This window comes from Microbacterium sp. CCNWLW41, assembly GCF_037083505.1.
This window is the reverse complement of record NZ_JBAOJP010000020.1, coordinates 1-23,839: the sequence shown is the minus strand read 5'-3', so window position 1 is coordinate 23,839 and position 23,839 is coordinate 1. Positions and strand designations below refer to the sequence as shown.

General features: G+C 72.2%; 23 protein-coding genes. 10 read left to right on the top strand and 13 right to left on the bottom strand.

What is annotated here, in order from left to right:
• Positions 1–32 precede the first annotated feature (32 nt).
• Positions 33–947 carry a sugar kinase gene (locus tag V6R91_RS36045; protein WP_336399322.1) on the top strand — a complete coding sequence of 305 codons (915 nt, stop codon included), beginning with the start codon at positions 33–35 and terminating at the stop codon, positions 945–947.
• A gap of 448 nt (positions 948–1,395) precedes the next feature.
• Here the strand turns inward: V6R91_RS36045 and V6R91_RS36040 are convergent, their stop codons facing one another.
• The 5 genes from V6R91_RS36040 to V6R91_RS36020 are packed head-to-tail and all read right to left on the bottom strand — an operon-like array spanning position 1,396 to position 6,935.
• Positions 1,396–2,289 carry a MurR/RpiR family transcriptional regulator gene (locus V6R91_RS36040; protein ID WP_067243342.1) on the bottom strand — a complete coding sequence of 298 codons (894 nt, stop codon included), beginning with the start codon at positions 2,287–2,289 and terminating at the stop codon, positions 1,396–1,398.
• A complete protein-coding gene (locus V6R91_RS36035; RefSeq protein WP_336399321.1) occupies positions 2,286–3,812 on the bottom strand; it encodes a glycoside hydrolase family 3 N-terminal domain-containing protein in 1,527 nt (508 codons plus the stop codon). Before V6R91_RS36035 ends, V6R91_RS36040 begins: the two co-directional genes overlap by 4 nt.
• Positions 3,809–4,642, bottom strand: a complete 834-nt coding sequence (locus tag V6R91_RS36030) for a carbohydrate ABC transporter permease (RefSeq protein ID WP_336399320.1) — start codon at positions 4,640–4,642, stop codon at positions 3,809–3,811. The genes V6R91_RS36035 and V6R91_RS36030 overlap by 4 nt, the downstream gene beginning before the upstream one ends.
• Complete coding sequence (locus V6R91_RS36025; RefSeq protein ID WP_336399319.1) at positions 4,639–5,616, bottom strand: carbohydrate ABC transporter permease; 978 nt, start codon at positions 5,614–5,616, stop codon at positions 4,639–4,641. Before V6R91_RS36025 ends, V6R91_RS36030 begins: the two co-directional genes overlap by 4 nt.
• Before the next feature lie 14 nt (positions 5,617–5,630).
• On the bottom strand, positions 5,631–6,935 hold the full coding sequence (locus tag V6R91_RS36020) for a sugar ABC transporter substrate-binding protein (RefSeq protein WP_336399318.1): 1,305 nt from the start codon (positions 6,933–6,935) through the stop codon (positions 5,631–5,633).
• A 469-nt stretch (positions 6,936–7,404) separates the two neighbouring features.
• On the opposite strand from V6R91_RS36020, the gene V6R91_RS36015 reads away from it, so the two are divergent.
• Positions 7,405–7,839, top strand: coding sequence for an SHOCT domain-containing protein (locus V6R91_RS36015; protein WP_336399317.1), 435 nt, complete (start codon positions 7,405–7,407; stop codon positions 7,837–7,839).
• Positions 7,840–7,893: 54 nt separating this feature from the next.
• Here V6R91_RS36015 and V6R91_RS36010 read toward each other — a convergent pair whose 3' ends face one another.
• Positions 7,894–8,757 carry a PHP domain-containing protein gene (locus V6R91_RS36010; RefSeq protein ID WP_336399316.1) on the bottom strand — a complete coding sequence of 288 codons (864 nt, stop codon included), beginning with the start codon at positions 8,755–8,757 and terminating at the stop codon, positions 7,894–7,896.
• A gap of 104 nt (positions 8,758–8,861) precedes the next feature.
• On the opposite strand from V6R91_RS36010, the gene V6R91_RS36005 reads away from it, so the two are divergent.
• From V6R91_RS36005 to V6R91_RS35995, 3 genes are read left to right on the top strand one after another with little or no spacing between them, the layout of a single operon-like run.
• The gene (locus tag V6R91_RS36005) at positions 8,862–9,884 is read left to right on the top strand and encodes an endonuclease/exonuclease/phosphatase family protein (protein WP_336399315.1); all 1,023 of its coding nucleotides are present in this window, start codon (positions 8,862–8,864) and stop codon (positions 9,882–9,884) included.
• Between the two features lie 39 nt (positions 9,885–9,923).
• Entirely contained in the window at positions 9,924–11,336 is a 1,413-nt protein-coding gene (locus tag V6R91_RS36000) for an aminopeptidase P family protein (protein ID WP_336399314.1), read from the top strand.
• Position 11,337: 1 nt separating this feature from the next.
• Positions 11,338–13,158 carry a gamma-glutamyltransferase family protein gene (locus V6R91_RS35995; protein ID WP_336399313.1) on the top strand — a complete coding sequence of 607 codons (1,821 nt, stop codon included), beginning with the start codon at positions 11,338–11,340 and terminating at the stop codon, positions 13,156–13,158.
• 21 nt (positions 13,159–13,179) lie between these two features.
• On the opposite strand, the gene V6R91_RS35990 is transcribed toward V6R91_RS35995, so the two are convergent.
• Entirely contained in the window at positions 13,180–14,331 is a 1,152-nt protein-coding gene (locus V6R91_RS35990; RefSeq protein WP_336399312.1) for a citrate/2-methylcitrate synthase, read from the bottom strand.
• 98 nt (positions 14,332–14,429) lie between these two features.
• Here V6R91_RS35990 and V6R91_RS35985 point away from each other — a divergent pair, with 98 nt between their 5' ends.
• Positions 14,430–15,629 (top strand): citrate/2-methylcitrate synthase, encoded by a 1,200-nt coding sequence (locus tag V6R91_RS35985; protein WP_336399311.1) that lies wholly within the window; start codon positions 14,430–14,432, stop codon positions 15,627–15,629.
• Here V6R91_RS35985 and V6R91_RS35980 read toward each other — a convergent pair.
• Both V6R91_RS35980 and V6R91_RS35975 read right to left on the bottom strand, forming a co-directional pair.
• Entirely contained in the window at positions 15,605–16,300 is a 696-nt protein-coding gene (locus V6R91_RS35980; protein ID WP_336399310.1) for an alpha/beta hydrolase family protein, read from the bottom strand. The two genes, V6R91_RS35985 and V6R91_RS35980, sit on opposite strands and share 25 nt — an antisense overlap.
• Before the next feature lie 4 nt (positions 16,301–16,304).
• Positions 16,305–16,988: a general stress protein gene (locus V6R91_RS35975; RefSeq protein WP_336399309.1), complete on the bottom strand. Its 684-nt coding sequence runs from the start codon at positions 16,986–16,988 to the stop codon at positions 16,305–16,307.
• 40 nt (positions 16,989–17,028) lie between these two features.
• Here V6R91_RS35975 and V6R91_RS35970 point away from each other — a divergent pair, with 40 nt between their 5' ends.
• From V6R91_RS35970 to V6R91_RS35960, 3 genes are read left to right on the top strand one after another with little or no spacing between them, the layout of a single operon-like run.
• Positions 17,029–18,354, top strand: coding sequence for a magnesium transporter MgtE N-terminal domain-containing protein (locus V6R91_RS35970; protein ID WP_336399308.1), 1,326 nt, complete (start codon positions 17,029–17,031; stop codon positions 18,352–18,354).
• Complete coding sequence (locus tag V6R91_RS35965; protein ID WP_336399307.1) at positions 18,354–18,881, top strand: DUF1003 domain-containing protein; 528 nt, start codon at positions 18,354–18,356, stop codon at positions 18,879–18,881. Before V6R91_RS35970 ends, V6R91_RS35965 begins: the two co-directional genes overlap by 1 nt.
• Positions 18,878–20,029, top strand: a complete 1,152-nt coding sequence (locus tag V6R91_RS35960; RefSeq protein WP_336399306.1) for an Mrp/NBP35 family ATP-binding protein — start codon at positions 18,878–18,880, stop codon at positions 20,027–20,029. Before V6R91_RS35965 ends, V6R91_RS35960 begins: the two co-directional genes overlap by 4 nt.
• Before the next feature lie 13 nt (positions 20,030–20,042).
• Here V6R91_RS35960 and V6R91_RS35955 read toward each other — a convergent pair whose 3' ends face one another.
• Entirely contained in the window at positions 20,043–20,417 is a 375-nt protein-coding gene (locus V6R91_RS35955) for a Sec-independent protein translocase TatB (RefSeq protein ID WP_336399305.1), read from the bottom strand.
• A 72-nt stretch (positions 20,418–20,489) separates the two neighbouring features.
• Between V6R91_RS35955 and V6R91_RS35950 the strand changes: the two genes are divergently transcribed.
• Positions 20,490–21,125: an O-methyltransferase gene (locus V6R91_RS35950; protein ID WP_336399304.1), complete on the top strand. Its 636-nt coding sequence runs from the start codon at positions 20,490–20,492 to the stop codon at positions 21,123–21,125.
• Between the two features lie 59 nt (positions 21,126–21,184).
• Here the strand turns inward: V6R91_RS35950 and V6R91_RS35945 are convergent, their stop codons facing one another.
• From V6R91_RS35945 to dapE, 3 genes are all read right to left on the bottom strand, one after another.
• Positions 21,185–21,358, bottom strand: a complete 174-nt coding sequence (locus V6R91_RS35945) for a DUF3117 domain-containing protein (protein ID WP_019179788.1) — start codon at positions 21,356–21,358, stop codon at positions 21,185–21,187.
• Between the two features lie 95 nt (positions 21,359–21,453).
• Positions 21,454–22,674, bottom strand: a complete 1,221-nt coding sequence (locus V6R91_RS35940) for a hypothetical protein (RefSeq protein WP_336399303.1) — start codon at positions 22,672–22,674, stop codon at positions 21,454–21,456.
• The gene (gene dapE / locus V6R91_RS35935) at positions 22,656–23,732 is read right to left on the bottom strand and encodes a succinyl-diaminopimelate desuccinylase (protein WP_336399302.1); all 1,077 of its coding nucleotides are present in this window, start codon (positions 23,730–23,732) and stop codon (positions 22,656–22,658) included. Before dapE ends, V6R91_RS35940 begins: the two co-directional genes overlap by 19 nt.
• Positions 23,733–23,839: the final 107 nt, after the last annotated feature.

Sequence of the window (23,839 nt, the reverse complement as noted above, 5' to 3'; positions counted from 1 at the left end):
CATGAATACCGGTATCCGGTATCGTCTGCCTCGTGCCCGACACCCCTCTGGTCGCCTGCTTCGGCGAAGGCCTGGTGGCCCTCGTGCCGACCACGGCCGGCCCTTTGGAGAACAGCCGCTCGTTCCACCGGTCGCTGGCCGGCGCCGAGTGGAACGTCGCGATCGCCCTGGCCTCCGCGGGCGGGCGCGCCGCGGTGATCTCCCGTGTGGGCGACGACGGCTTCGGGCGCTTCCTCCTGGCGGAGCTCGCCGAGCACGGCGTAGACGCCACCGCCGTCGAGGTCGACCCGGAGGCACCCACCGGACTGTACGTGAAGGAGCTCGCCGCTCGACCCGACGGCTCGGTCGACGGTGTGATGCACTACTACCGCGCCGGATCCGCCGCGAGCCGCCTCTCCCCGGGCGTCCTGCGCGCCCCCGCCGCTTCTCGGATCCTCGATGAGTCGGCCCTCGTGCACACGACCGGGATCACCCCCGCCCTCTCCCCCGGCGCCCGCGCCGCGCAGGACGAGCTGTTCGCCGGTCGCGGCGAGCGCCTGGTGAGCTTCGATCTGAACTGGCGACCGGCGCTCTGGCGGGGCCGCGAGGACGAGGGGCGGGAGATCCTGCGCGCCTACATGTCCGCCGCGGACATCGTGCAGTGCAGCGAGACGGACGCCGCCGCGGTGCTCGGCACGGGCGACGCCGCACAGCTGCGACGGATGATCCCGGAGCCGAGGCACCTCGTCGTGACCCGGACCGACGGGGCGGTGGCCTTCGACGGCGCGGAGAGCGTGGAGGCGCCGGCACTGGCCGCTCCCGTGGTCGAGACGATCGGTGCAGGCGACGCGTTCGCCGCCGGGTTCCTCGGCGGGGTGCTCGCGGGGCTGTCGCTCGGCGGCTGCGTCTCCCGTGCCCACCGCATCGCGACCCGCGCGCTCGGCAGCACCCGCGACCACGTCGCCTGACCCGCCCGCCCGGTCCGCCCACCCGTTTCGTCTCGTCCGGCCCGACCCCGTCGCGGTCGCGGTCGCTTGCCGTGCCTCCCGGTCGTTGAGCGAGCGCAGCGAGACGAAACGGCGCACCACCCCACCCGTTTCGTCTCGTCGCTGCGCTCCTCGCTCAACGACCAGGGATCACCCACGGATCGGGGTCCATTCCGGGGGAATCCGGCCCCACCGCCGACCCCAAAACCCCAACGCGCGCCCCAAACCCGGCCACGACCCGGGAAACGGTCCGCCGACCCGTTTCGTCTCGTCGCTGCGCTCCTCGCTCAACGACCGGGGATCGCCCACGGATCGGGGTCCGTTCCGGGGGAATCCGGCCCCACCGCCGACCCCAGGACCCCAACGCGCACCCCAAACCCGGCACGACCCGGGACCCGATGCGGGCCCCACACCCGGGACGAACGGGGGGTCAGGTGCCGCGGACGGCGCGGCGCGTCGCGCGCAGCGGCTCGTTCACGCCCTCGCCGCGATGCTGGACGACGCGGACGAAGAGGACGTCGAGCAGGGCGAGCTGGGCGATGCGGCTCGACATCGCGGCCATGCGCAGCGGCGCCTCCTTCGCGCGGGTGAGCAGCGCGACGTCCGCGACCCGGGTCAGCGGAGAGTCCGGCGCGTTCGTCAGCGCCACGACCAGCGCACCGGCCTCCCCGGCCACCTCGGCGGCGCGGATCGTCTCGGCGGTCTCGCCACCGTGCGAGATCGCCAGGGCCACGTCGCCGGCACCCAGCAGCGCCGCCGCGGCGAGGGCGATGTGCGGATCCGGCGAGTGGGTCGCCGCGCACCCGATCCGAGCGAGCTTGAACCGCATGTCCTGCGCGGTGAGCGAGGACGCCGCCTGCCCGAACAGCTCGACGCGCGACGCCTGCGCGATCGCGGCGGCGGCGCGGTCCACCGCGGCGAAGTCGACGCTGAGCACCGTCTGCTCGATCGCGCCCACCTCGCGCGCGGCGATCTTCGCCGCGACCGTCTCGATCCCGTCGTCCAGGTCGATCACGGAGTCGTCGAGCCCGAAGCGCTCCCGCTCGGCCTGCTCCACGGCCACCGCACGGGCGAACGCGACCCGCAGCTCGCGATAGCCGCTGAACCCGATCGTCTGGGCGAACCGCGCCACCGTCGACAGCGACGTCCCGCACAGGCGGGCGAGGTCGTTGATGGCCAGGTCCACGACGAGGGTCGGATCCGCCAGCACCTGCTCGGCGACCCGTGCCTCCGCGGCGCTCAGGCGCCCCAGGGCTCCACGGACCACCGCGATGACGTCGGCGCTGCGTCCGTCGGCGTGGCCGTCGGTCGCACCCCCGCTCATCGTCCCGCCCCGACCAGCCTCTCGCGCGCGAGCGCCGATCCGATCCTGCTGGCGGCACGGACGTCGATCACCGGCAGGATCACGGCGTCGGCTCTGGCCGGAAGGCCCACGTTCACCACGGCGGCCGTGGGCGCGGCCTCGGCGACCTCGGCCACGAGCGCTCGCTGCGCCGGATCCGTGTCGATCCGGTCCACGAGGACGACCACGCGGAAGCCGGTCGCATCCGCCGCGGCGACGGCCTCCGCGATGGCGCGGCGGCGCTCGTCCGCGTCTGTCGCGGCCGTGTCGAGACGCACCCGCCACCCGTCCTCGGCCAACGCCGCGGAGACGTAGCCCCCGGCGCTGTCCACCGCCAGGGTCGAGCGGCGCCGGGCGTCGATGACGGCGAGCCCGGGAACGGGGGCGAGGGCGGGGTCCTCGGACGCGCCGAGGCTCCGTCGCACGATGCTGGCGGCGTCGAACACCTCCGCCGCGTCGCCGGCGCTCTCTGCCGAGCGGGCGGCGGAGAGCTTCTCCGCCAGCCGCGCGACCCGGGCCGCGGCCTCGGCCACACGCTCCCGCGAGAGGGAGCCGTCCTCCAGCGCCGCGACGATCGCGTCGCGGGCGGCGCGGTAGTCGCGCTCGTCCTGATCGACGGCGGCCGCCGGCCCCGGGTTCGTCGGGTTGCCGATGCAGAGCAGATCCGCACCGGCCTGCAGGGCCCGCACGGCACCCCCGCCGAGACCGAAGTTCTCACGGACGGCCGCCATGTCCAGCGCATCGGTGATGATGACGCCGTCGAAGCCGCTCCCGCCGTCGAAGCCGCCGTCGCGCAGCATCCCCAGCACGGCCGGGTTCAGCGTCGCGGGCAGCTCGCCCCACTCCGGGACGACGATGTGCGCCGTCATCACCGCGTCCGCGCCGGCGTCGATCGCCGCGCGGAACGGCGGCAGGTGGTCCCGGCGGATCACGTCGGTGTCGAGCTCGATGCGGGGCAGGTCGTGATGCGAGTCCAGATGGGTGTCCCCGTGACCGGGGTAGTGCTTGACGCACGCCGCGACCCCGGCGGACTGGATCCCGTCGACCTCGGCGGCCACGTGCCGCGAGACGAGCGCGGTGTCGGCTCCGAACGAGCGCACGCCGATGACCGGATTGCGCGGATCGGTGTTCACGTCCGCCACCGGGCCGAGCAGGACGTCCGCGCCGATCTCCCGCACGCGGCGGGCGAGCTCCGCGCCCGTCGCCCGCGTGGCGTCGACGTCGTCCACGGCGCCGAGCTGCGCCGCCCCGGGGACGGTGGATCCGGTCGCGGCCTCGAGCCGGGTGACGCTCCCGCCCTCCTCGTCGATGCCGATGAGCGCCGTCGGGTTGGCGGAGCGGATCTCGTCGCTCAGCGCGGCGAGGCCCGGTCCGGTGTTCTGCGCGAAGTACACGACGCCGGCCAGGCCGCGAGCGAGCTCCGTGCGCAGCCACGCGGGCGCGGTGGTGCCGAAGAACCCCGGCCAGAGGACGCCGTTCGCCAGGCGTTCGAGCTCGTCGCTCATCCCTTCACCGCCCCCGCGACCATGCCGGAGGACAGCCGGCGCTGCACGATCACGAAGAAGATCATGACCGGGATGGTGATGATGGTCGAGGCGGCCATGATGCTGCCCCAGTCGTTCGAGTGCAGGCCGAAGAAGGACTTCAGACCGATCGACACGGTGTACTGGTCGGTCGCCCCGCCCAGGATCGTCATGGCGAAGATGAACTCGTTCCACGCGGTGATGAAGCTGAAGATGCTCGTGGCGACGAGGCCCGGCATCACCAGCGGGAGCAGGATGGAGCGGAACATCCGCCACCAGCTGGCGCCGTCGATGTACGCGGCCTCCTCGAGCTCCACCGGCACGGCCTGGACGAACCCGCGGAGCATCCAGATCCCGAACGCCAGCGACAGCGCCACGTAGACGACCATCAGGCCGAGGATGCTGTTGAGCAGGCCCAGGCTCTTGACCTGGAGGAACAGCGGGATGACGAGGGCCTCGAGCGGCACCATCTGCACGACGAGGATCATCATCAGGATCGTCGTGCGGAACTTGAAGCGGAACCGCGCCACCGCGACCGCGGCGAGCAGGCACACCAGGGCGCTGACGAGGACCGTCACGAGGGCGACGATCGCCGAGTTGCGCAGGTACGTGCCGAACCCGCCGTCGGTGAGGACGAAGGCGAAGTTGTCGAACGTGAACTCCTGCGGCAGCAGGGACTGCCCGCCGCTGGAGGCCTTCTTGTCGAGCGCGCTGGAGACCATCCAGTACACGGGGAACAGCGTGAAGATCAGGACGGCGGCGACGCCGATGCCGACGCCGACGCGGGACATCACGGACGGGCGCGGGTTCACAGCTCGTCCTCCTTCATGAGCGAGCGGATGTACACGATCGTGATGCCGATGAGCACGAGGGTCAGCAGGACGGCGAGCGCCGAGCCGAAGCCGTACCGGTTCTGGCCGAAGGACTCGACGTAGCTCCACACGCCCAGGTTGAGCACGGAGCGGTTGCCGCCGTTCCCGCCGGGCATGAGATAGACCTGCGCGAACACCTTGAAGTCCCAGATCGTCGACAGGATGATGACGACGGAGAAGACCGGCTTGAGGGTCGGGAAGATGATCTTCCAGAAGCGGCGCCACGCGCCGGCGCCGTCCAGGGCCGCAGCCTCGAGCATCTCCTTCGAGACGCCGAGGAGCCCGGCGAGCACGGTGACCGCCACGAAGGGGAACCCGTGGTGGACGACGTTGAGCAGCACGATCGCGTAGAACGACCACTGGTTCGTGAACCAGTTGACCGAGCCGTCGATGAGGCCCAGATCCTTGAGCACGGTGTTGAAGATGCCGCGATCGGCGTCGAAGATGAACGTCCAGACGTACGTGCCGGTCACCGCGGGCATGGCCCAGGCGACCATGATGCAGCTGGAGACGATGGTGCGCCACACGGTCCCGAGGCGCGCGAGCAGGAGGGCCACGAGCGTGCCGAGGGCGACCGTGGTGAAGACCGCGACGGCGGCGAAGCCGACGGTGTTCGGGAGGACGACGGTCCACAGCGTCGGGTTAGTGAGCGCCTCGCCGTAGTTCTCGAGGCCGATGAAGTTGGTCTTGCCGGTGTTGATCTCGCGCAGGCCGTAGTCCTGCAGGGAGTACAGGAACACCTGCACGAGCGGCCACAGCATGAGGACCGCGAGGATGATCAGGCCCGGGGCGAGCAGGAGCCAGGGCCGGGCCGTGACCCAGCTCAGCTTCCGCTTGCGCGACGGGCCGCCGGCCGCGGATCCGGAGCGTCGCTCCGTCTCCGCGGCCGGCAGGGGTGCGTGCACCGTCGTCATGGAGTGTCAGACCCTCACTGGTTGAGCAGGTCGGTCATCTCCTTGGCGGCGTCCTTCGTCGCGGTCGCGACGTCCTTCTGCCCGCTGAGGATGGCCTGCATCATCGAGTTGGTGGTCTTCTTGGCCTGGACGGCGCCGAAGTTCGGCGTCACCGGGACGGATCCGCCGCCCTCGACCATCTGCTGCGCGAAGGGCGCGACGAGCGGGTCGGTCGACTTCAGCGCCTCCGCCATGGCGGACTGGACGCCGGGGAAGTAGCCGGTCTCGTCAGCCCACTTCTCGGCGAACTCGCCCGTGGTCATGAGCTTGACGAACTCCCAGGCGAGGTCCGGCTCCTTGGTGGTGTTGAAGATCGACAGGTGCGAGCCGCCGAGCACGGAGGGCGCGATGCCGCCGTCCTTGCCGGGGATGACCGCGGCGCCGATCTTGCCCTCGAGGTCCGGGTTGGCCTCGAGGATCTTGTTCGGAGTCCAGGAGCCCGACAGCATCATGGCCACGTTGCCTTGGTTAAAGGCGTCGAGGAGATCCGTCTCCTTCCACGTCGTCGCACCGGCGGAGCTGAAGCCGTGCTTCACCGCCAGGTCGGTGTAGAACTGGATGCCTTCCTGGGACTCCTTGCTGTCCATCTCGCTCGTCCAGGTGTCGCCCTTCTTCGTGGCGATCTCGCCGCCGGCGCCCCAGACCCACGGGTAGACCTGGAACTCGGCGTCCCCGGGGACCGGGAAGGGGAGCATGTCGGGCTTGGCGGCCTTGATCGCCTCGCCGGCCTTGACGATGTCGTCCCAGCTCTCCGGCGCCTTCAGCCCCAGCTCCTCGAACACGTCGGTGCGGTAGACGATCGAGCGCACGCCCGCGTACCAGGGCATGCCGTAGAGCGCCTCGTCGTAGGTGCCGGCCACGGCCAGGCCCTCGACCAGGTCGTCCTTGAGGCCCTTGTCGGCGCCGACGTAGTCGTCGAGCTCCAGGAGCGCGCCGGCGTCGGCGAACTCGGCGGTCCAGGTGGTGCCGGTCTCGGCGATGTCCGGGGTCGTCCCGCCCGCGATGGAGGTCACGAAGCGGTCGTGGGCGTCGGCCCACTGCACCTCCTCGATGGTGACCTCGGCGCCGGTCTCCTTCGTGAACTCCTCCGACACGGCGTCGTAGAACGCGGACGCGTCGGGGTTGGTGCCCTTCATGATCCAGACGGTCAGGGTCTTGCCCTTGCCGTCCACCGGGCCGCCGTCGCCACCGGCCGAGGGGGTGCTGCCACCGGAGCAGGCGGCCAGGCCCAGGGTGGCCGCGGCGCCGAGCGCCACGAGGGGAAGAATACGCTTCTTCATTCGGGGAATCTCCTCTTTGAAACTGCCTGGGCGTCGTCGGATGCGACCGCCAGTAGGAAAAAGTATCCACGATGAACAAATTCCCTGCAAGTTGCTTCCAGAGTCGTGATCGAGCCGTGATGTGGCGGCAGAACGGGCGACAAACACGATCGCACGAGCGAGCGCCACCCCCCACGCGAGAACCAACCAGCTCGTCCCAGGCCCAAGGCAGATCCGGCGCTCTGGCGCGCGTCCTTGTTACTGACCCACCGAGTGACCGTCGCCGGTGGGCGCCCGCTCGTCGCACCGACTCCATGAACACATGCCCCCTACAAACAGTCGGGGGGGGGGGGGGGGGGGCGGCGGCGCGCCCGTCGGCGCGTGATGCGACGACGCCGGTGACGATGACGGCGTCCGCGCGACAGCGGCGCTAGTGTGAGCGCACACGGCGTCTATCGCGCCGTGACCTCGCATTCAAGAAAGGCGTATCGTGCGATTCCTCGATGCCGTCACCACCGCGTACGAATACCAGGGATTCTGGGGATCCTTCTGGGACATCATCTGGTGGTTCCTCTGGATCTTCTTCTTCGTCGTCTACCTTTTCGCGCTGTTCGCCGTGATCGGCGACCTGTTCCGCGACCGCAACCTGAACGGCTGGCTCAAGGCGCTGTGGATCATCTTCCTGATCTTCGTGCCGTTCCTGACGCTGCTGGTCTACCTGATCGCCCGCGGCAAGGGCATGGCCGAGCGCGGCGCGCGGGAGGCGGGCGAGCTGCAGAAGGCGCAGGACGCCTACATCAAGTCCGTCGCCGGCGGCTCCGCGGCGAGCCCGGCCGACGAGATCGCGAAGGCGAAGGCGCTCCTGGACGCCGGCACCATCACGCAGGCCGAGTACGACGCTCTGAAGGCCAGGGCACTCGCCTGATCCGCCTCGCGCGGAGCGCGTGATCCTCGCAGAGACGGGAGCGCCCCCGTCCGCCTAAGGGTGGACGGGGGCGCTTCCCGTTGCGCGTGCGACGATGCGGGCCACCATGTCGTCCGCGGTGGTGTTCTCGCCGGGGACGTTCGGCTTGCCGAGCCCGTGGTAGTCGCTGGATCCTGTCACGATGAGGTCGCGCTCGCGGCACAGCGCGCGGAGCGTCCCGAGCGCGGGCTCGCGGTTCTCGCGGTGGCCGAGCTCGAACCCGGCGAGGCCGGCGCCGAGCATCCGCTCCAGCAGCGGCATCGGCAGCAGGCCCGCCCTGCCGGCCGGGTGGGCGATGACCGGCACTCCCCCGGCGCCCACGACGAGTCTGACGGCGGTCACCGGATCGGGGGCGTACAGGGCGACGTAGTAGTCGCCGCGCGGGCTCAGGATCCCCGAGAACGCCTCTGCGCGGTCGCGCACGAAGCCGCGCGCCACCAGCGCGTCGGCGATGTGCGGGCGCCCGACGGTCGCGCCGTCGGTGGTCTGGGCGAGGATGTCGTCCCACACCAGGTCGTAGTCCCGCGCGATGCGGTCGGCCATCAGGCGGGCGCGGTCTAGCCGCGACGACCGGATGCGGGTGGTCTCCGCTCGCAGCGCGGGCTCGTCCGGGTCGGGAAGGTACGCGAGCACGTGCACGCTGCGCCATTCGTGGCGTGCCGACAGCTCCATCCCTGGGATGAAGCTCATGCCGAGGGATGCCGCCGCCTCGGCCGCCTCCGCCCATCCTGACGTCGTGTCGTGGTCGGTCAGCGCCGCCGTGCGCACGCCGTGGCGGTGCGCCGACGCCATGACCTCGGCGGGCGGCTGGGTGCCGTCCGAGTGCGCGGAATGCAGGTGCAGGTCGCTCGGCCCTTCGAAGCGCTGCGGTCCCGGCATCCTCCGAGCGTAGCGCGGCGGCGCGCGGCGATCGGATGCGCATGTCGCGCGCCACGCCCCGGGTGCTGACGGATCTCCCAGGCTGCTCGCATAGGCTCGCGGTCGTGCTTCGCCTGCTCGGGATCCTCTTCACCGTGCTGTGCGCCATCGGTGCGGCGGTGCTGACGTGGCCGGCGTTCTTCCGCGTCGAGCGGGTCTTCCCGATCGCGCAGATCGTCTCGTTCCGCGGCGTCCTCGCCGGCGTCTTCATCGCGGCCGCCGTGGTCGCGCTGCTGCTGGCCATCGCCCGTCCGATCCGGGCGCTCGCACTCTCGATCGCCGTCGTCGCGGGTGTCGCGGCCGTGGCGAACCTGGGCGTGATCGCAGCCCGCGGAGGCCTCGGCACCGACCCGCTGCCGGTGAAGACCGAGACGAGCGTCCGCGTCATGACGTGGAACACCGCGGGCCCGGCCACGGCGCCCGAGACGATCGCGAAGATCGCCGTGGCGATGGATGCCGACATCGTGGCGCTTCCCGAGACGACCATCGAGACGGGCGAGCGGGTCGCCATCGCGATGCGCGATCTCGGGCACCGGATGTGGGCGCACCACGCGGAGGACCCGTCCACGGAATGGGATGCCGGATCCACGACGCTGCTGATCTCCCCCGAGATGGGCGACTACGCCGTCATCGAATCGTCGCAGAACGGCACCAGCAACACCTCGACGGTGCCGAGCGCCGTCGCGATGCCGGTGTCGGGACAGGGGCCCATCGTCGTGGCCGTCCACGCCGTGGCTCCGCGGCAGAGCTACATGCAGAGCTGGCGGGACGACCTGCAGTGGCTCGCCGACCAGTGCGTCGACGGCGACGTCATCATGGCCGGCGACTTCAACGCCACGGTCGACCACATGTCGGGCCTCGGCATCGACGGAGGCACGCTCGGCCATTGCACCGACGCCGCGGTCGAGACCGGCAACGGCGCGCTGGGCACGTGGTCGTCCAGCGTCCCGGCCATCCTCGGCGCGCCGATCGACCACGTCATGGCGACCGACCGGTGGCGCCCATCGGGCTCGCTCGTGCTGCGCGCGATGGACGGCTCGGGGTCGGACCATCGCCCCCTGATCGTGCAGTACGAGCCCGCCGGCTGAGCCTGCCGCGGGTGTTCGCGCCCGTGCGAGACTGGACGCATGAGCAGCGCAGCCGACGACACGGCCACCCCCGCGACGCAGCCCTCGACGAGCACCAATCGCCGCCAGCCGTTCGGTCAGGGCTTCCTCGACACCATCTCCACCGGATGGGCCGAACGGCCGGACTCCGCACCGCCCGCGCGCGTCCAGGCGCCCTTCGCCGCAGCCCGCCGCGACGCGGTGTCGGCGGCCTTCCCGGGCCGACGACTGGTGATCCCGGCCGGCGAGCTGAAGCAGCGCAGCAACGACACCGACTACCCGTTCCGCGCGCACTCCGCCTTCTCGCATCTGACGGGGTGGGCCTCGGACTCGGAGCCCGGCGCGGTGCTGGTGTTCGAGCCGCGCTCGGGCGGCGGGCACGACGTCACGCTGCACTTCCGCGAGCGCGCCGATCGCACGACGAGCGAGTTCTACTCGGATGCCTCGATCGGCGAGTTCTGGATCGGGCCGAGGCCCGCCCTGTCGGGCGTGGCCGCCGACCTCGGCCTTCCGACGGCCCACATCGACGACTTCGAGGAGCGCGACGGCGACCTCGTGGTCGGCGAGCACGACGAGCTCACGCGCTTCGTCTCGGAGCTGCGCCTCATCAAGGACGCGTACGAGATCGGTCAGATGGAGCTCGCGGTTCAGGTCACCGCGGACGGCTTCGACGACATCGTCGCGAACCTGCCGGCGATCGTCGACCACCCGCGCGGCGAGCGCGTCGTGGAGGGCGTCTTCCACCGGCGCGCCCGCAGCGACGGCAACGCGGTCGGCTATGACACGATCGCGGCTTCGGGCCCGCACGCCTGCTACCTCCACTGGACGCGCAACGACGGCGCGGTGGTCCCCGGGGATCTGATCCTGATCGACGCCGGCGTCGAGGTCGACAGCCTCTACACCGCCGACATCACGCGGACCCTGCCGGTGAGCGGACGCTTCACCGAGGTGCAGCGCCGGGTGTACGAGACCGTGCGCGAGGCCGCCGACGCGGCGTTCGCCGCCGCGCGGCCCGGTGTGCGCTTCCGGTCGATCCACGAGGCGGCGATGCAGGTCATCGCGGCGCGAGTGGCCGAGTGGGGCCTGCTGCCGGTCAGCGCGGCAGAGGCGCTCGACGCCGACGCGGGGGGCCACCACCGCCGCTACATGGTCCACGGCACGAGCCACCACCTCGGCATCGATGTGCACGACTGCGCGCAGGCGCGGCGCGACATGTACTACGACGGGCTCCTGGAGCCCGGCATGGTGTTCACGATCGAGCCGGGACTGTACTTCCAGATCGACGACCTCACCGTCCCCGAGGAGTACCGGGGCATCGGCGTGCGCATCGAGGACGACATCCTCATGACCGAGAACGGCCCCGTGAACCTGTCGTCGGCGATCCCCCGCACCGCCGACGAGGTCGAGGCCTGGATCGCGCGCGGCAGCCGCTGACGTGTCCTTCACGCCTCCCCCGTCGTTCACGACGCGCCCGACCCTCACCGGCACGTTCGGCATGTCGGCCTCGACGCACTGGCTCGCGACGGCGACGTCCCAGGCGGTGCTGGAGCGCGGCGGCAATGCGTTCGACGCGTCCGTCGCCGCGGCCTTCGTGCTGCACGTCGTCGAGCCTCATCTCAACGGGCCCGGCGGGGACCTCGTCGGCATCTTCCAGACCGCCGACGCGGCCGCGCCGACGGTTCTCATGGGTCAGGGCCCCGCTCCCGAGGCGGCGACCATCGACCACTACCGAGCGCAGGGCCTCGACCTCGTGCCGGGCGCCGGCGGCCTGGCCGCGGCGGTGCCGGGCGCCGTCGACGCGTGGCTCCTGCTGCTGCGCGACCACGGCACGTCGGAGCTGGCCGACGTGCTCGCGTACGCGATCGGCTACGCCCGCGACGGCCACCCCCTGGTCGCCGGCGCCGCGGCGACGATCGCGCGGGTTGCAGAGCTGTTCCGCGACGACTGGCCGACCTCCGCCGCCCTCTGGCTGTCCGACGGCGAGCCTCCTGCGGCCGGGGAGATTGTGCGCAACCCCGCCTACGCCGAGGTGCTGGACACCCTCGTCCACGCGTCCTGCACCGTGCGCGACGACGGACCTGTGGGCCGCGCGGCGCGCATCGACGCCGCGCGCCGGGAGTGGAAGACGGGATCCGTCGCCCACGAGGCATCCGCGTTCCTCGCGCAGCCGCACCGCCACTCGGACGGCGGCGCGCACGCGGCCGTCATCACCGCCGACGACTTCGCCGCGTTCGATGCGGCGTACGAGCCTGCGCTGACGCGCGAGTTCCGAGGGCGCACGGTCGCGAAGGCCGGTGCGTGGACGCAGGGCCCGGCGCTGCTGCAGACGCTCGGCCTGCTGGAGCCCCTCGCGGACGAGCTGCTCGACCCGTCGCAGGAGGAGGGCGCCCACACGATCCTCGAGGCGCAGAAGCTCGCGCTGGCCGACCGCGACGCCTGGTTCGGCGACGACGACGTCGACCTCGAGGCGCTGCTGTCCGCGGACTACCTCGCCGAGCGCCGCGCCCTCATCGCGGGCACCGCGTCGGCGGAGTTCCGGCCAGGGTCGCCCGCGGGCGGCACCCCGTTCCGCCCCCCGCTGCGCGAGACGTACGACGCGCCCGCGGTCGGCACCGGCGAGCCCACGGTGCCCCCCGGCGAGGCCCGCGTGGCGGCGTCGGGCGAGACCCGCGGCGACACCTGCCACCTCGATGTCATCGACCGCTGGGGCAACATCGTCTCCGCCACGCCCTCGGGAGGCTGGCTGCAGTCCTCGCCGACCATCCCGGCGCTCGGCTTCTGCCTGGGCACCCGCCTGCAGATGACGTGGCTCCAGCCGGGGCATCCGTCGTCCCTCATGCCGGGCCGGCGACCGCGCACGACCCTCACGCCGACGCTCGTGCTGCGCGACGGGGCGCCGGAGTTCGCGATCGGCTCGCCGGGCGGCGACCAGCAGGATCAGTGGCAGCTGCTGGCGCTGCTGCGCATCATCGTGGGCGGCTACGCGCCACAGCAGGCGATCGATGCGCCGGCGCTGCACACGACCGCGATGCCGGAGTCGTTCTGGCCCCGCACGTGGACGCCCGCCGGCGCCGTGGCCGAAGCCCGCCTGGGCGATGCCGTGATCGAGGGCCTCGAGCGTCGCGGTCACCGCGTCACGCGCGCGGGAGACTGGGCGCTCGGTCGCGTCTCCGCCGTCGGGAGGGATGCCCGCACGGGTGTGCTGTGGGCCGCCGCCAACCCGCGGGGCATGCAGGGCTACGCGGCCGGCCGCTAGCAGGCCACGCGGCGGGATGCGTCAGGCAGCTCGCACCCGCACCGGCGGGCCGACATACCGCGCGGACGGCCGGATGATCTTCGGATCGGCTGACTGCTCGAGGATGTGCGCCGTCCACCCGATCGTGCGGGCGAAGGCGAACGTCGGGGTGAACATCGACCGCGGCAGTCCGCACTGCTCCATCACGAGAGCGGCCCAGAACTCCACGTTGGTGTGCAGCGCGCGTCCCGGCTTCGCCGCGGCGAGCAATCGTTCCGCGGTCTCCTCGAACCGCAGCGCCAGCTCGACGCGAGCACCGCCCCGCCGCTTCGCGATCCGCTTCATCAGCTCCGCCCGCGGGTCGGACGTCCGGTACACGGCGTGCCCGAACCCCATCAGCCGGCGGCCGGCGGCGAGCTCCCCGCGGATCCAGGGCTCGATGCGCTCCGCCGTGCCGACCGCGTCGAGTCCGTCCAGGGCGCGGGACGGCGCACCGCCGTGCAGCGGCCCCGTCAGCGCGCCGAGGGCACCCACGAGGCAGGAAGCGGCATCCGCTCCCGTCGACGCGATCACCCGAGCCGTGAACGTGGAGGCGTTGAAGCCGTGGTCCATCACGGAGATCAGGTAGGCCGTCAGCGCCGCCTCGCTCTCGGCGTCCGCAACGGTGCCCGTCACCTGGTGCAGGTAGTCGGCGACGAGGCCCCGGCCGGAAAGCGGCGGCAGCGGCTGCTGCCCGTTCCGCCTGCGCCACAGCGCGCCGACGATGACGGGCGTCGAGGCGGCGAGCTCGATCGCGTCGATCAGGCGCTCGTCGGCGGTCAGGTCGTAGAGAGGACGGATGCCGCGCCGCGCGGCCAGCAGCGACCACACCGCCGCGAGCCCTGCCATCACCTCCGGTGTCGCCGCGGACACGGCGTCGACGGCGGCGGCGACGTCGTCCGCGCACCGGGTCCTGGCGGCCTGGACCCGACGCGCGAACGCACCGCGGGAGGCATCCGTCGCGTCCTCTCCGGTGACGAGCAGCTGCCAGGCATCCTCGAAGTCGGCGGCCTCGGCAAGCTCGATCGCGGAGCGGTCACGGTACTGCAGCAGTCCCTCGGCGCCGCGCACATCGCTCACCGCCGTCTCGGCGACGATGACACCCGCCAGGCCCCGGGGTGCGTCGATCGCGGCCGATGGCGTCGTCGTGGTCATGTCGTCTCCTTCCCTCGGGCGGGCGCCGTGCCGGCGAGCCGCTACACTCAGGGTCGGACTTGATTCCGTTTTCGTCAATCTTGATCGGATCAATATCGATGAACGCCCTGCCACGGCTCTCGGCCGCCGAGGCGGCCGCGCGCCTCGGGGTCAAGCCCGAGTCGCTCTACGCGTACGTCTCACGCGGCCTGCTGTCGCGGGAGCGCGACGCGACCGGCTCGTGGTTCGATCCCCTCGAGGTGGAGGCGTTCGCAGGCCGGCGGCGCCGCTCCCCCGCACCGCCCTCCGGCGGGGCGGCGGCCGGGACCCCGCTCATGGTGCTGGACACGCGGCTCGCCCACGTGGAGGACGACGCGCTGCACTACCGCGAGCGCTCGGCGACGCGCCTTGCACGCGAGCAGTCGTTCGAGGACGTCGTCTGCTGGCTGTGGGGCATCCGCACGCCGCGCCCGCCGGATGCCGACGACGTCCAGGTCGCGCGCCGCACGATCGCGGCGCTCGGCGACGCCAGCCGTCCCCTCGACCGGCTGGCGGCGGGGGTGACCGCGCTGGCGGTGACCGACCCGCTGCGCGACGATCCGGCGCCGGAGCAGCTCGCGCGCATCGGGGCACGGCTGGTGACGGGGCTCCCCGCGGCGCTCCTTTCCGAGGGCGCACCCGGCGCGGTCGCGCCGACGCTGTGGCGCGCGCTCGGCGGCCGCGACGACGCCGACGGCATCCACCTGCTCGACGCGGCACTGATCCTCGTGATCGACCACGACCTGGCGCTGTCGACGCTCGCGGGCCGTGTCGCGGCGTCCGCGCGCGCGTCGGGCTACGCGGTCGTGACGGCCGCGCTCGGTGCGTTCGACGCGCCGCTGCACGGCACGGCGAGCCGCTCGGCGTTCCGGCTCCTGCGCGCCGTCCGGGACGGCCAGGCGCCGGCACCGGCGATCGCGCGCGCGGTCCGCGATGGCGGGCGCGGCATCCCCGGCTTCGGCCAGTCGCTCTATGCCGGGGCCGACATGCGGGCGCGGCTGATGCTCGAACTGCTCCGGGAGGCGCCGCAGAGCGCCGACGTGATGGCGGCGGTCGACGCCGTCACGGAGGAGGTGGCCCGGCGCACCGACACCCGCCCGAACCTCGATCTGGCGCTGGCGGCGCTCACCCTCTGGGCGGGCATGACCGAAGACGCCGGCGCCGTCGTGTTCGCCGTCGGGCGCATCGCGGGGTGGATCTCCCACGCGGTGGACGAATACGACGAGCGACCCATGCGGCTGCGCCCCCGCGGGCGCTACGTGGGTCCGCCCGCGGAGTGAGCCGCGCGGAGCCACGCGACGATCGGCGGGACCAGCTCGGCGGCGACCTCGGCGGGCGGCCGCTTGCGGCCCTTCACCTCGAACGAGTGGCCGCCGCCCTCGATCCACGAGATCTCGGCCGACCGGCACGAGGCGACGGCCCCTTCGAGCTGCTCGTGCGGATCGATGAACGGGTCGTTCGAGCCCGCCACGAAGAGCTGCGGCTGCGGCACGTCGGGCAGGTGCGCCACGCGGGCCTTGTCGGGGCTGCCGGGCGGATGGAGCGGATACCCGAGGTACACCAGGGCGGCCGGGTCGATCGCGCCCTCTGCGGCCGCCATCGATGCCATCCGCCCGCCGTACGACTTGCCGATCGCGAACACCGGCGCGCCCGCTGCGCGGTCGGTCAGCTCGGCGTGCACCGCCCGCCACGTCGCGACCGCATGGGCGGCCGGCCCCGGCATCCGTCGCCCCGCCTGGACGTAGGGGAAGTTGAACCGCAGCGTCGCGACGCCCGCCTCGGCCAGCGCGTCGGCGAAGCCCAGGAGGAAGGGATGCCGGTACCCGGCGCCCGCCCCGTGGGCGAGGGCGGCGTAAGCCCACGCCGAGGGCGGCGCGACCAGGTCGGCCGAGACCTCGACCCGCCCGCTCGGCAGCTCGACCGGGACGGTCGCGGGGGCCGACGCCGTCACGGTGTCACGGGCGGTCCGCGCGGTCGTCGGCGGCGACGTCCGGCGCCTGCTCGGGCGCGGCGTCGTCGTCCGCGTCCCCGGTCCGCTCGGGAGGCGCCGCCAGCCGCTCGCCGTACTTGGGCGGCTCGTCGGCGGGCGTCGGTGCGGATGCCGGTGCGGGTGCCGGGGCCGGTGCCGGTGCGGATGCCGCGGCCGCCGGGATCGTCGTCGGCGCGGAGGACTGCGGACCGAGGACCTGACGGGCGCGGCTCACACTGCCGTCGGTGACGGTGACCTCGTAGTGGTCGGCGACGACCTGCATCACCGACGCGAAGTCCCGGCGGCGGCGCACGAAGGAATACGCCACGAGGCTCATCAGCATGCCGATCGCGATGCCGACGAACAGCACTCCCACGAACGCCTGGATCGGCACCGACGGCGAGCCGATCACGAGGATCGCGGAGAACAGCAGACCCAGGAGCAGTCCGTTGACGGCGCCCGACCGGGCGGCGGAGGCATACCCGAGACGACCTGTGATCCGCTCGATGGAACGCAGACCCTGACCGACGATCGCGATCTCGCGGGCCGGGATCTCGGCGGCGATGAGGGACGACACCGCCTTCTGCGCCGCCTCGTACGTCGGGAAGCTCGCCACCGTCTGTCCGACGGCGTCCGAGCCCTTCAGGGGACGGCCTCCCATGATGGTCATCTCCCCATCCTCCCACGGCACGCGGACTACGCTGAGACGTGTGAGTACGCAGAGGGTTTTCGTCGCGCGCCTGTCCGGGTGCTCGGTCTTCGACCCCGCCGGCGACCGCCTCGGCAAGGTCCGCGACGTCGTCGTCATCTATCGCAAGGACGATCCGCCGCGCGTCATCGGACTCGTGGTCGAGATCCCCGGCCGGCGCCACGTGTTCGTCTCGATCGGGCGCGTCACCTCGATCGCCACCGGGCAGGTCATCACCACCGGCCTGATCAACGTGCGTCGCTTCCAGCAGCGCGGCGGCGAGGTCCGCGTCATGGCCGAGATGCTCGGCCGCAAGGTGTTCTTCGCCGACGGGTCCGGCACCGCCGTCATCGAGGACGTCGCCATCGAGCGCAACCGCCTGGGCGAGTGGGACGTCGGCCAGCTCTTCCTCCGCAAGCCCAAGACGAGCGCCTCCCCCTTCGCCAAGGGCGCAACGACGTTCGCCAACTGGGATGCGGTGCGCGAGAGCCAGGTGCCCGGCGAGACGCAGTCCGCCGAGCAGCTGGTCGCCACCTACTCCGAGCTGCGCCCGGCCGATCTCGCGAACACCCTTCTCGACCTGCCCGAGGAGAGGCTCCTCGAGGTCGTCGAGGAGCTCCCCGACGACCGTCTCGCCGACGCGCTCGAGGAGATGCCCGAGGAGGAGCAGGTGCACATCCTCGAGGCGCTGGACGACGAGCGCGCCGCCGACATCCTCGATGCGATGGAGCCCGACGACGCCGCCGACGTGCTCGGTCAGCTCCCCGAGGATCAGCGCGAGGAGCTGCTGGAGCTGATGGAGCCCGAGGAGGCGGAGGATGTCCGCGCGCTCCTGAAGTACGGTCCCGACACGGCGGGCGGCCTCATGACGAGCGAGCCCATCGTGCTCTCCGCCGACGCCACCATCGCCGAGGCGCTCGCCCTGATCCGTCGGCACGAGCTGCACCCCGCTCTTGCCGCGGCCGTGTTCGTGACGCTTCCGCCGTACGAGACGCCGACCGGCCGGCTGCTGGGCACCGTGCACTTCCAGCGGATGCTGCGCTATCCGCCGCACGAGCGGCTCGGCGCGATCATCGACGACACGCTGGACCCGGTGCCTGCCACCGCCTCGGCCGCGGAGGTCGCGCGCCTTCTCGCTTCGTACAACCTGGTGTCGCTCCCCGTCGTCGATCCCGCGCATCGCCTCGTCGGCGCGATCAGCGTCGACGACGTGCTGGACTACCTGCTGCCCGAGGACTGGCGGTCGCACGATGCCGATGAGAGCGGACGCCCGGCAGCGGTACCCGCGCCGGCCACGACCCCGCGCGCTCAGCCCGGAGGCGGCCCCCGCGACGGGAGGAGGCGCTGATGGCACGTGCGACCCGTCAGCCGGCACTCGACGCGCCGCGCGGCCGCTCCGGCATGCTGCAGCGCACGCCGCAGCAGTCCAGCGATCGCTTCGGGCGCTTCTCGGAGGCGTTCGCCCGGGCCATGGGGACCTCGGGGTTCCTCATCGGCATGACGATCTTCGTGATCGTCTGGCTCGCCTGGAACACCTTCGCCCCGCGGGAGCTGCAGTTCGACCCGCGTGAGTACAACTACACCCTGCTGACGCTGATCCTGTCGCTGCAGGCCTCGTACGCCGCGCCGCTCATCCTGCTCGCGCAGAACCGCCAGGACGACCGCGACCGCGTGCAGATCGAGCAGGATCGCCAGCGCGCCGAGCGCAACCTCGCCGACACCGAGTACCTGGCGCGCGAGGTGGTCGCCCTGCGCATGGCCGTCAACGACTTCGCCGATCAGGTCGTGACCCGCGACGTGCTGCGCAGCGAGCTGCGCACGCTCCTGGAGAAGCTCGACGCCACCCCCGAGGCCCAGGACGGCACGCACCGATGAGCGCGGTGCCCGCGGACGCCGTCCGCACGGCGGTCGGCGCCGTCCTCGACCCGGAGCTGCGCCGGCCCATCGGGGAGCTCGACATGGTGCGCGACATCTCCGTCGACGCGGGCGTGGCCCACGTGGCGATCGCGCTGACGATCGTCGGGTGCCCCGCCGCAGACCGCATCGCCACGGATGTGCGCACCGCCGCGGCATCCGTTCCCGGCATCACGGACGTGGCGCTGGAGGTGGGGGTGATGACCCCGGCCGAGCGGCACGCCCTGACCGAACGCCTCCGCGGCGGACGGGGTCGCCAGATGCCGTTCGGCCCCGGCTCGCTCACCCGCGTCATCGCGGTCACGAGCGGGAAGGGGGGCGTCGGCAAGTCCACCGTCACCGCCAATCTGGCCGTCGCCCTCGCCGCACGCGGACTCGCGGTCGGCCTCATCGACGCCGACGTGCACGGGTTCTCGATCCCGGGTCAGCTCGGCCTGGTCGGCCCCGACGGGTCCGTGCCGCAGCCCACCCGCGTCGACGACCTGATGCTGCCGCCGGTCGCCCACGGCGTGAAGACGATCTCCATCGGCATGTTCCTGCGCCGGAGCGGCGGCGACTCCCCGCTCGGCGCGGTCGCGTGGCGCGGGCCGATGCTGCACCGGACGGTGCAGCAGTTCCTCACCGACGTCTTCTTCGGCGACCTCGACGTGCTGCTGCTGGACATGCCGCCGGGCACCGGCGACGTTGCGATCTCCGTCGGACAGCTGCTTCCGAACGCCGAGGTGCTGGTGGTCACGACGCCGCAGACCGCGGCCTCCGATGTCGCGGTACGCAGCGGGCTGGTCGCGCGGCAGACCGGGCAGCGGGTCATCGGCGTGGTCGAGAACATGGCGGCGATGACGCTCCCCGACGGGACGGTGCTCGACCTGTTCGGCCACGGTGGCGGCGCGGCCGTGGCCGAGGCCCTGTCCGGGTCCGGGTCCGAGGTCCCGCTGCTGGCCTCCGTGCCGCTGAGCCCCGTGGTCCGCGCCGACGCCGATGCCGGCGTTCCCGCGGTCCTCGCGCATCCGGACGATCCGGCCGCGCGCGCCATCGCCGACATCGCCGCCGCGCTCGCCCGGTTCCCCAGAGGCCTGCCGGGCCGCTCCCTCCCCTTCCGTCCGCGCTGACGCGGCCGGCCGATCAGGTGGCTTCGCTGTCGAAGGGCGTCGGGCCGTCGTCGGGGCCGCGGAAGGGCGATCGCACGGGCGTCGTGGGCGGCACCGGTGCCGCCGCCTGGGTGCGCACGGTCTGCACCGGAGCGTCGTCGAGCAGCGCCTCGCGGATGATGCGCCGCGGATCGTACTGGCGGGGGTCGAGCGTGCGCCAGTCGACGTCGTCGAAGTCCTCGCCCATCTCGTCTTTCACGCGGGTCTTGGCCGTCGACACCCACTCCCGCGCCCGCCTGGTGAACTGCGCGAGCGACTCCGCGTAGCGCGGCAGCCGCTCCGGCCCGATGATGAGTGCCGCGACGAGTCCGATCAGCAGGAGCTTCTCGATCGTGAGGCCGAAGATCATGAGATCAGGTTACCGCCGCGCCTGTGCGGCCAGCGCCACGGCGCCGCGTAGGCTGGCGGCGGAGGGATGCCGATGGGAGAGCACGACGCGAACCAGCGGTTCGTCGACGAGGTGACGAACGAGCCGGATCACATCGCCCGGGCCCGCGCGCACGCGCTGGAGCTCGGTGCGGCGCCGATCAGTCCCGCGATCGGGGCCCAGTGCGCCGTCATCGCCGCCGTCTCGCAGGCGCTCAACATCGTCGAGATCGGCACCGGCGCCGGCGTCTCGGGGCTGTGGCTGCTCCGCGGCTCCCCACGCGCCACTCTCACCACGATCGACAAGGAGCCCGAGCACCTCGGCGCGGCCCGCCAGGCGTTCGCCGAGGCGCGCATCCCGCCGGCACGCGCTCGCTTCATCACCGGCCGCGCCGCGGAGGTCCTCCCCCGCATGAATGAGGCGTCCTACGACATCGTCCTCGTCGATGCCGACCCCGACGGGGTGATCGAGTACGTCGAGCACGGCCTGCGACTCGTCCGTGCCGGCGGGACCGTCCTGGTCCCCCGCGTGCTCGCAGGAGGAGCGGTCGCCGACCCCGTGCGGAGGGATCCGGTGACCTCCGCCTACCGCTCGCTGATCCAGGAGACGCAGAGCTCCCCCGCGGTCATCGGCGCCCTCTCCATCACCGGCGAGGGGCTGCTGCAGCTCACCACCGTGCCGACGACCTAGACGAGCCGGACAGACGCGAACGGCCGGTCCTCTCGGACCGGCCGTTCGCGCATTGCTTCTCAAGCGGCGTTGACGACGCCCCCCAGGACGTCGTAGAGCTCCTTGGCCTCAGCGTCGTTCACCGAGACGACCAGACGACCGCCTCCCTCGAGCGGCACGCGCACGATGATGAGTCGACCCTCCTTCACGGCCTCCATCGGCCCGTCTCCGGTTCTCGGCTTCATGGCTGCCATTGCGGCTCCTTTTCATCGATGGTCTGCGCCTCAAGTTTATCGTGAGGCATGAGTGAACGGGCACGCCTGGGGAAAGCGGCATCCGTCGTCCCCGGTCACGGCACCTGCCACGTGTGGTTGCCAAGGGCGTACATGTTGTAGATCCACCACCACTGCCCGATGAGGCACGCGAGCAGCACTCCGATGCGCCACAGCCGCGACCGCGGGACCGCGAACGCGCCCCACAGCGGCGAGAGCGGCAGCAGGAGTCGGAAGATGCTCGACTGCGGGAAGAACACCAGGAGGAGGTAGACGAGGTAGCTGGCACTCCACAGGCGCAGCTCGACACCGAGCCTGCGGACCTGGGGCAGCAGGAGGAGCGCTGCAGCGACCGCCACCACCCCGATGGCGAGAGCGGCATAGCCGAGCCAGACCGGCAGGTTCCACATCGTCCCGAACCAGAACGCCGCTCCCGACAGGAACGGCTCGAACGGCACGAACTCGGCGTCGCCGGGCACCCAGTTCCGGCGCCACGCGAGCTCGGTGGCCAGATACGCGTCGGGCACGCCGGTCACCCACCCCGCGATGACCTGCCATGCGAACCCGGCGACGGCGGCGAGCAGTCCCAGTGCGACGATGTGGACGATCTCGGGCGTGCGCAGCGGCTCGCGCGCGCGGCTCCGCCACCGCCAGATCCCGAAGAGCGCCAGGAAGAGGGAGAAGGCGAGCACCCCGGGACGCGTGAACGCCATGAGCGGGATCAGCGCGTACAGCCAGACGTAGCGCCGGCGCATCACGCACCACAGGGCGCAGAACAGCCACAGCAGGTTCAGCGCCTCGGCATAGCCGACGTGGAAGAGTGCGGCCAAGGGGCCGGCCGCGCAGAACGCGACAGCCCACAGCGCCGCCTGATCGTCCAGTCTCGGACGCAGCAGGTGATAGAGGACGACGGATGCCCCGTACCCGGCGAGCAGCGACACGATCAGGGCACCCGCCGGCCACGCTCCGAACGGGAGCGAGACGAGCTGGGCGAGCAAGGGGTACAGCGGAAGGAACGCCCAGGCGTTCTCGGCGACCTGCCCGGTGTCCGTCAACGGCAGCTCGGCGGGGTAGCCGGAGTACGCGATCAGCCAGTACCACGAGCCGTCCCAGGCCACGACCGTGTCCATGATCCCGGCGTCGGGACCCATCCGGGAGCCGAACCCCGACAGCTCGGCGGCCACGAAGAGCAGCAGGGCCGTCACGGCGCGCGCGCCGAGGTAGATCGCGGCGACGAGCACCGCCGTGCGGGCCGCGGAGCGCGGCGCTGCGCGCTGCGTCAGCTCGTGGTCAGCCACGCGCGCAGGCCCCGCTCGACCGCCTCGATCTGCGCGATCGCCACGCGCTCGTCATCGTGGTGGGCGAGGTGCGGATCACCGGGACCGTAGTTGACGGCCGGCACGCCCAGAGCGCTGAACCGCGCCACGTCGGTCCACCCGTACTTCGGACGAGGCTCTGCGCCGACAGCCCGCAGGAACTCCTGGGCGAGCGGCGCGTCGAGGCCGGGACGGGCACCGGCCGCGGCATCGACGATCTCCACGTCGAAGCCCGCGAACACGTCGCGCACGTGGCGCTCCGCCTCCGCGACGTCGCGGCTGGGGGCGAACCGGTAGTTCACCTCGACCTCGCACAGATCGGGGATCACATTGCCGGCCACGCCACCGCCGATGCGGACGGCGTTCAGGCCCTCGCGATAGACGAGTCCCTCGACCTCGACGTCGCGCGGGCGGTAGTCGGCGAGGCGCCCGAGGATCGGCGCCGCCTTGTGGATCGCGTTCTCGCCGATCCACGCGCGGGCGCTGTGCGCGCGGACGCCCGTCGTGCGCACCATCGCGCGCAGGTTCCCGTTGCACCCTCCTTCGACCTCGCCGTTGGACGGCTCGCCCAGGATCGCGAAGTCGCCGGCGAAGAGGTCGGGGCGGGTGCGCGCCAGGCGGGTGAGGCCATTGAGGTCGGCATCCACCTCCTCGTGGTCGTACCACATCCAGGTGACGTCGACCCGGGGCGCCACGAGCTCCGCAGCCAGCTTCAGCTGCACCGCGACACCGGCCTTCATGTCGACGGTGCCACGACCCCACAGGAACGGCTCACCGTCGACGGTGATGTCCTTGGTGGGGACGTTCCCGTTGATGGGGACGGTGTCGATGTGGCCGGCGACGACGGCGCGCTGCGGGCGACCGAGGTTCGTGCGGGCAACGATCGTGTCACCGTCTCGGTACACATCGAGATGGTCGAGCGGCGACACGGTGGCGAAGATCGCGTCGGCGAGAGTCCCTTCGTCACCGGAGACGCTCGGGATGTCGCAGATGGTGCGGGTGAGGTCGACAGAGGAGACGGAGAGATCGAGCGTCGGCATCCCCCGAGTCTACCGACGCGAAATAGCGCCTTAACGCGGAATGGCCACCCTGCGTTGGGTGGCCATTCCGTGTAATGGGTGTCCGGCGGTGTCCTACTCTCCCACAG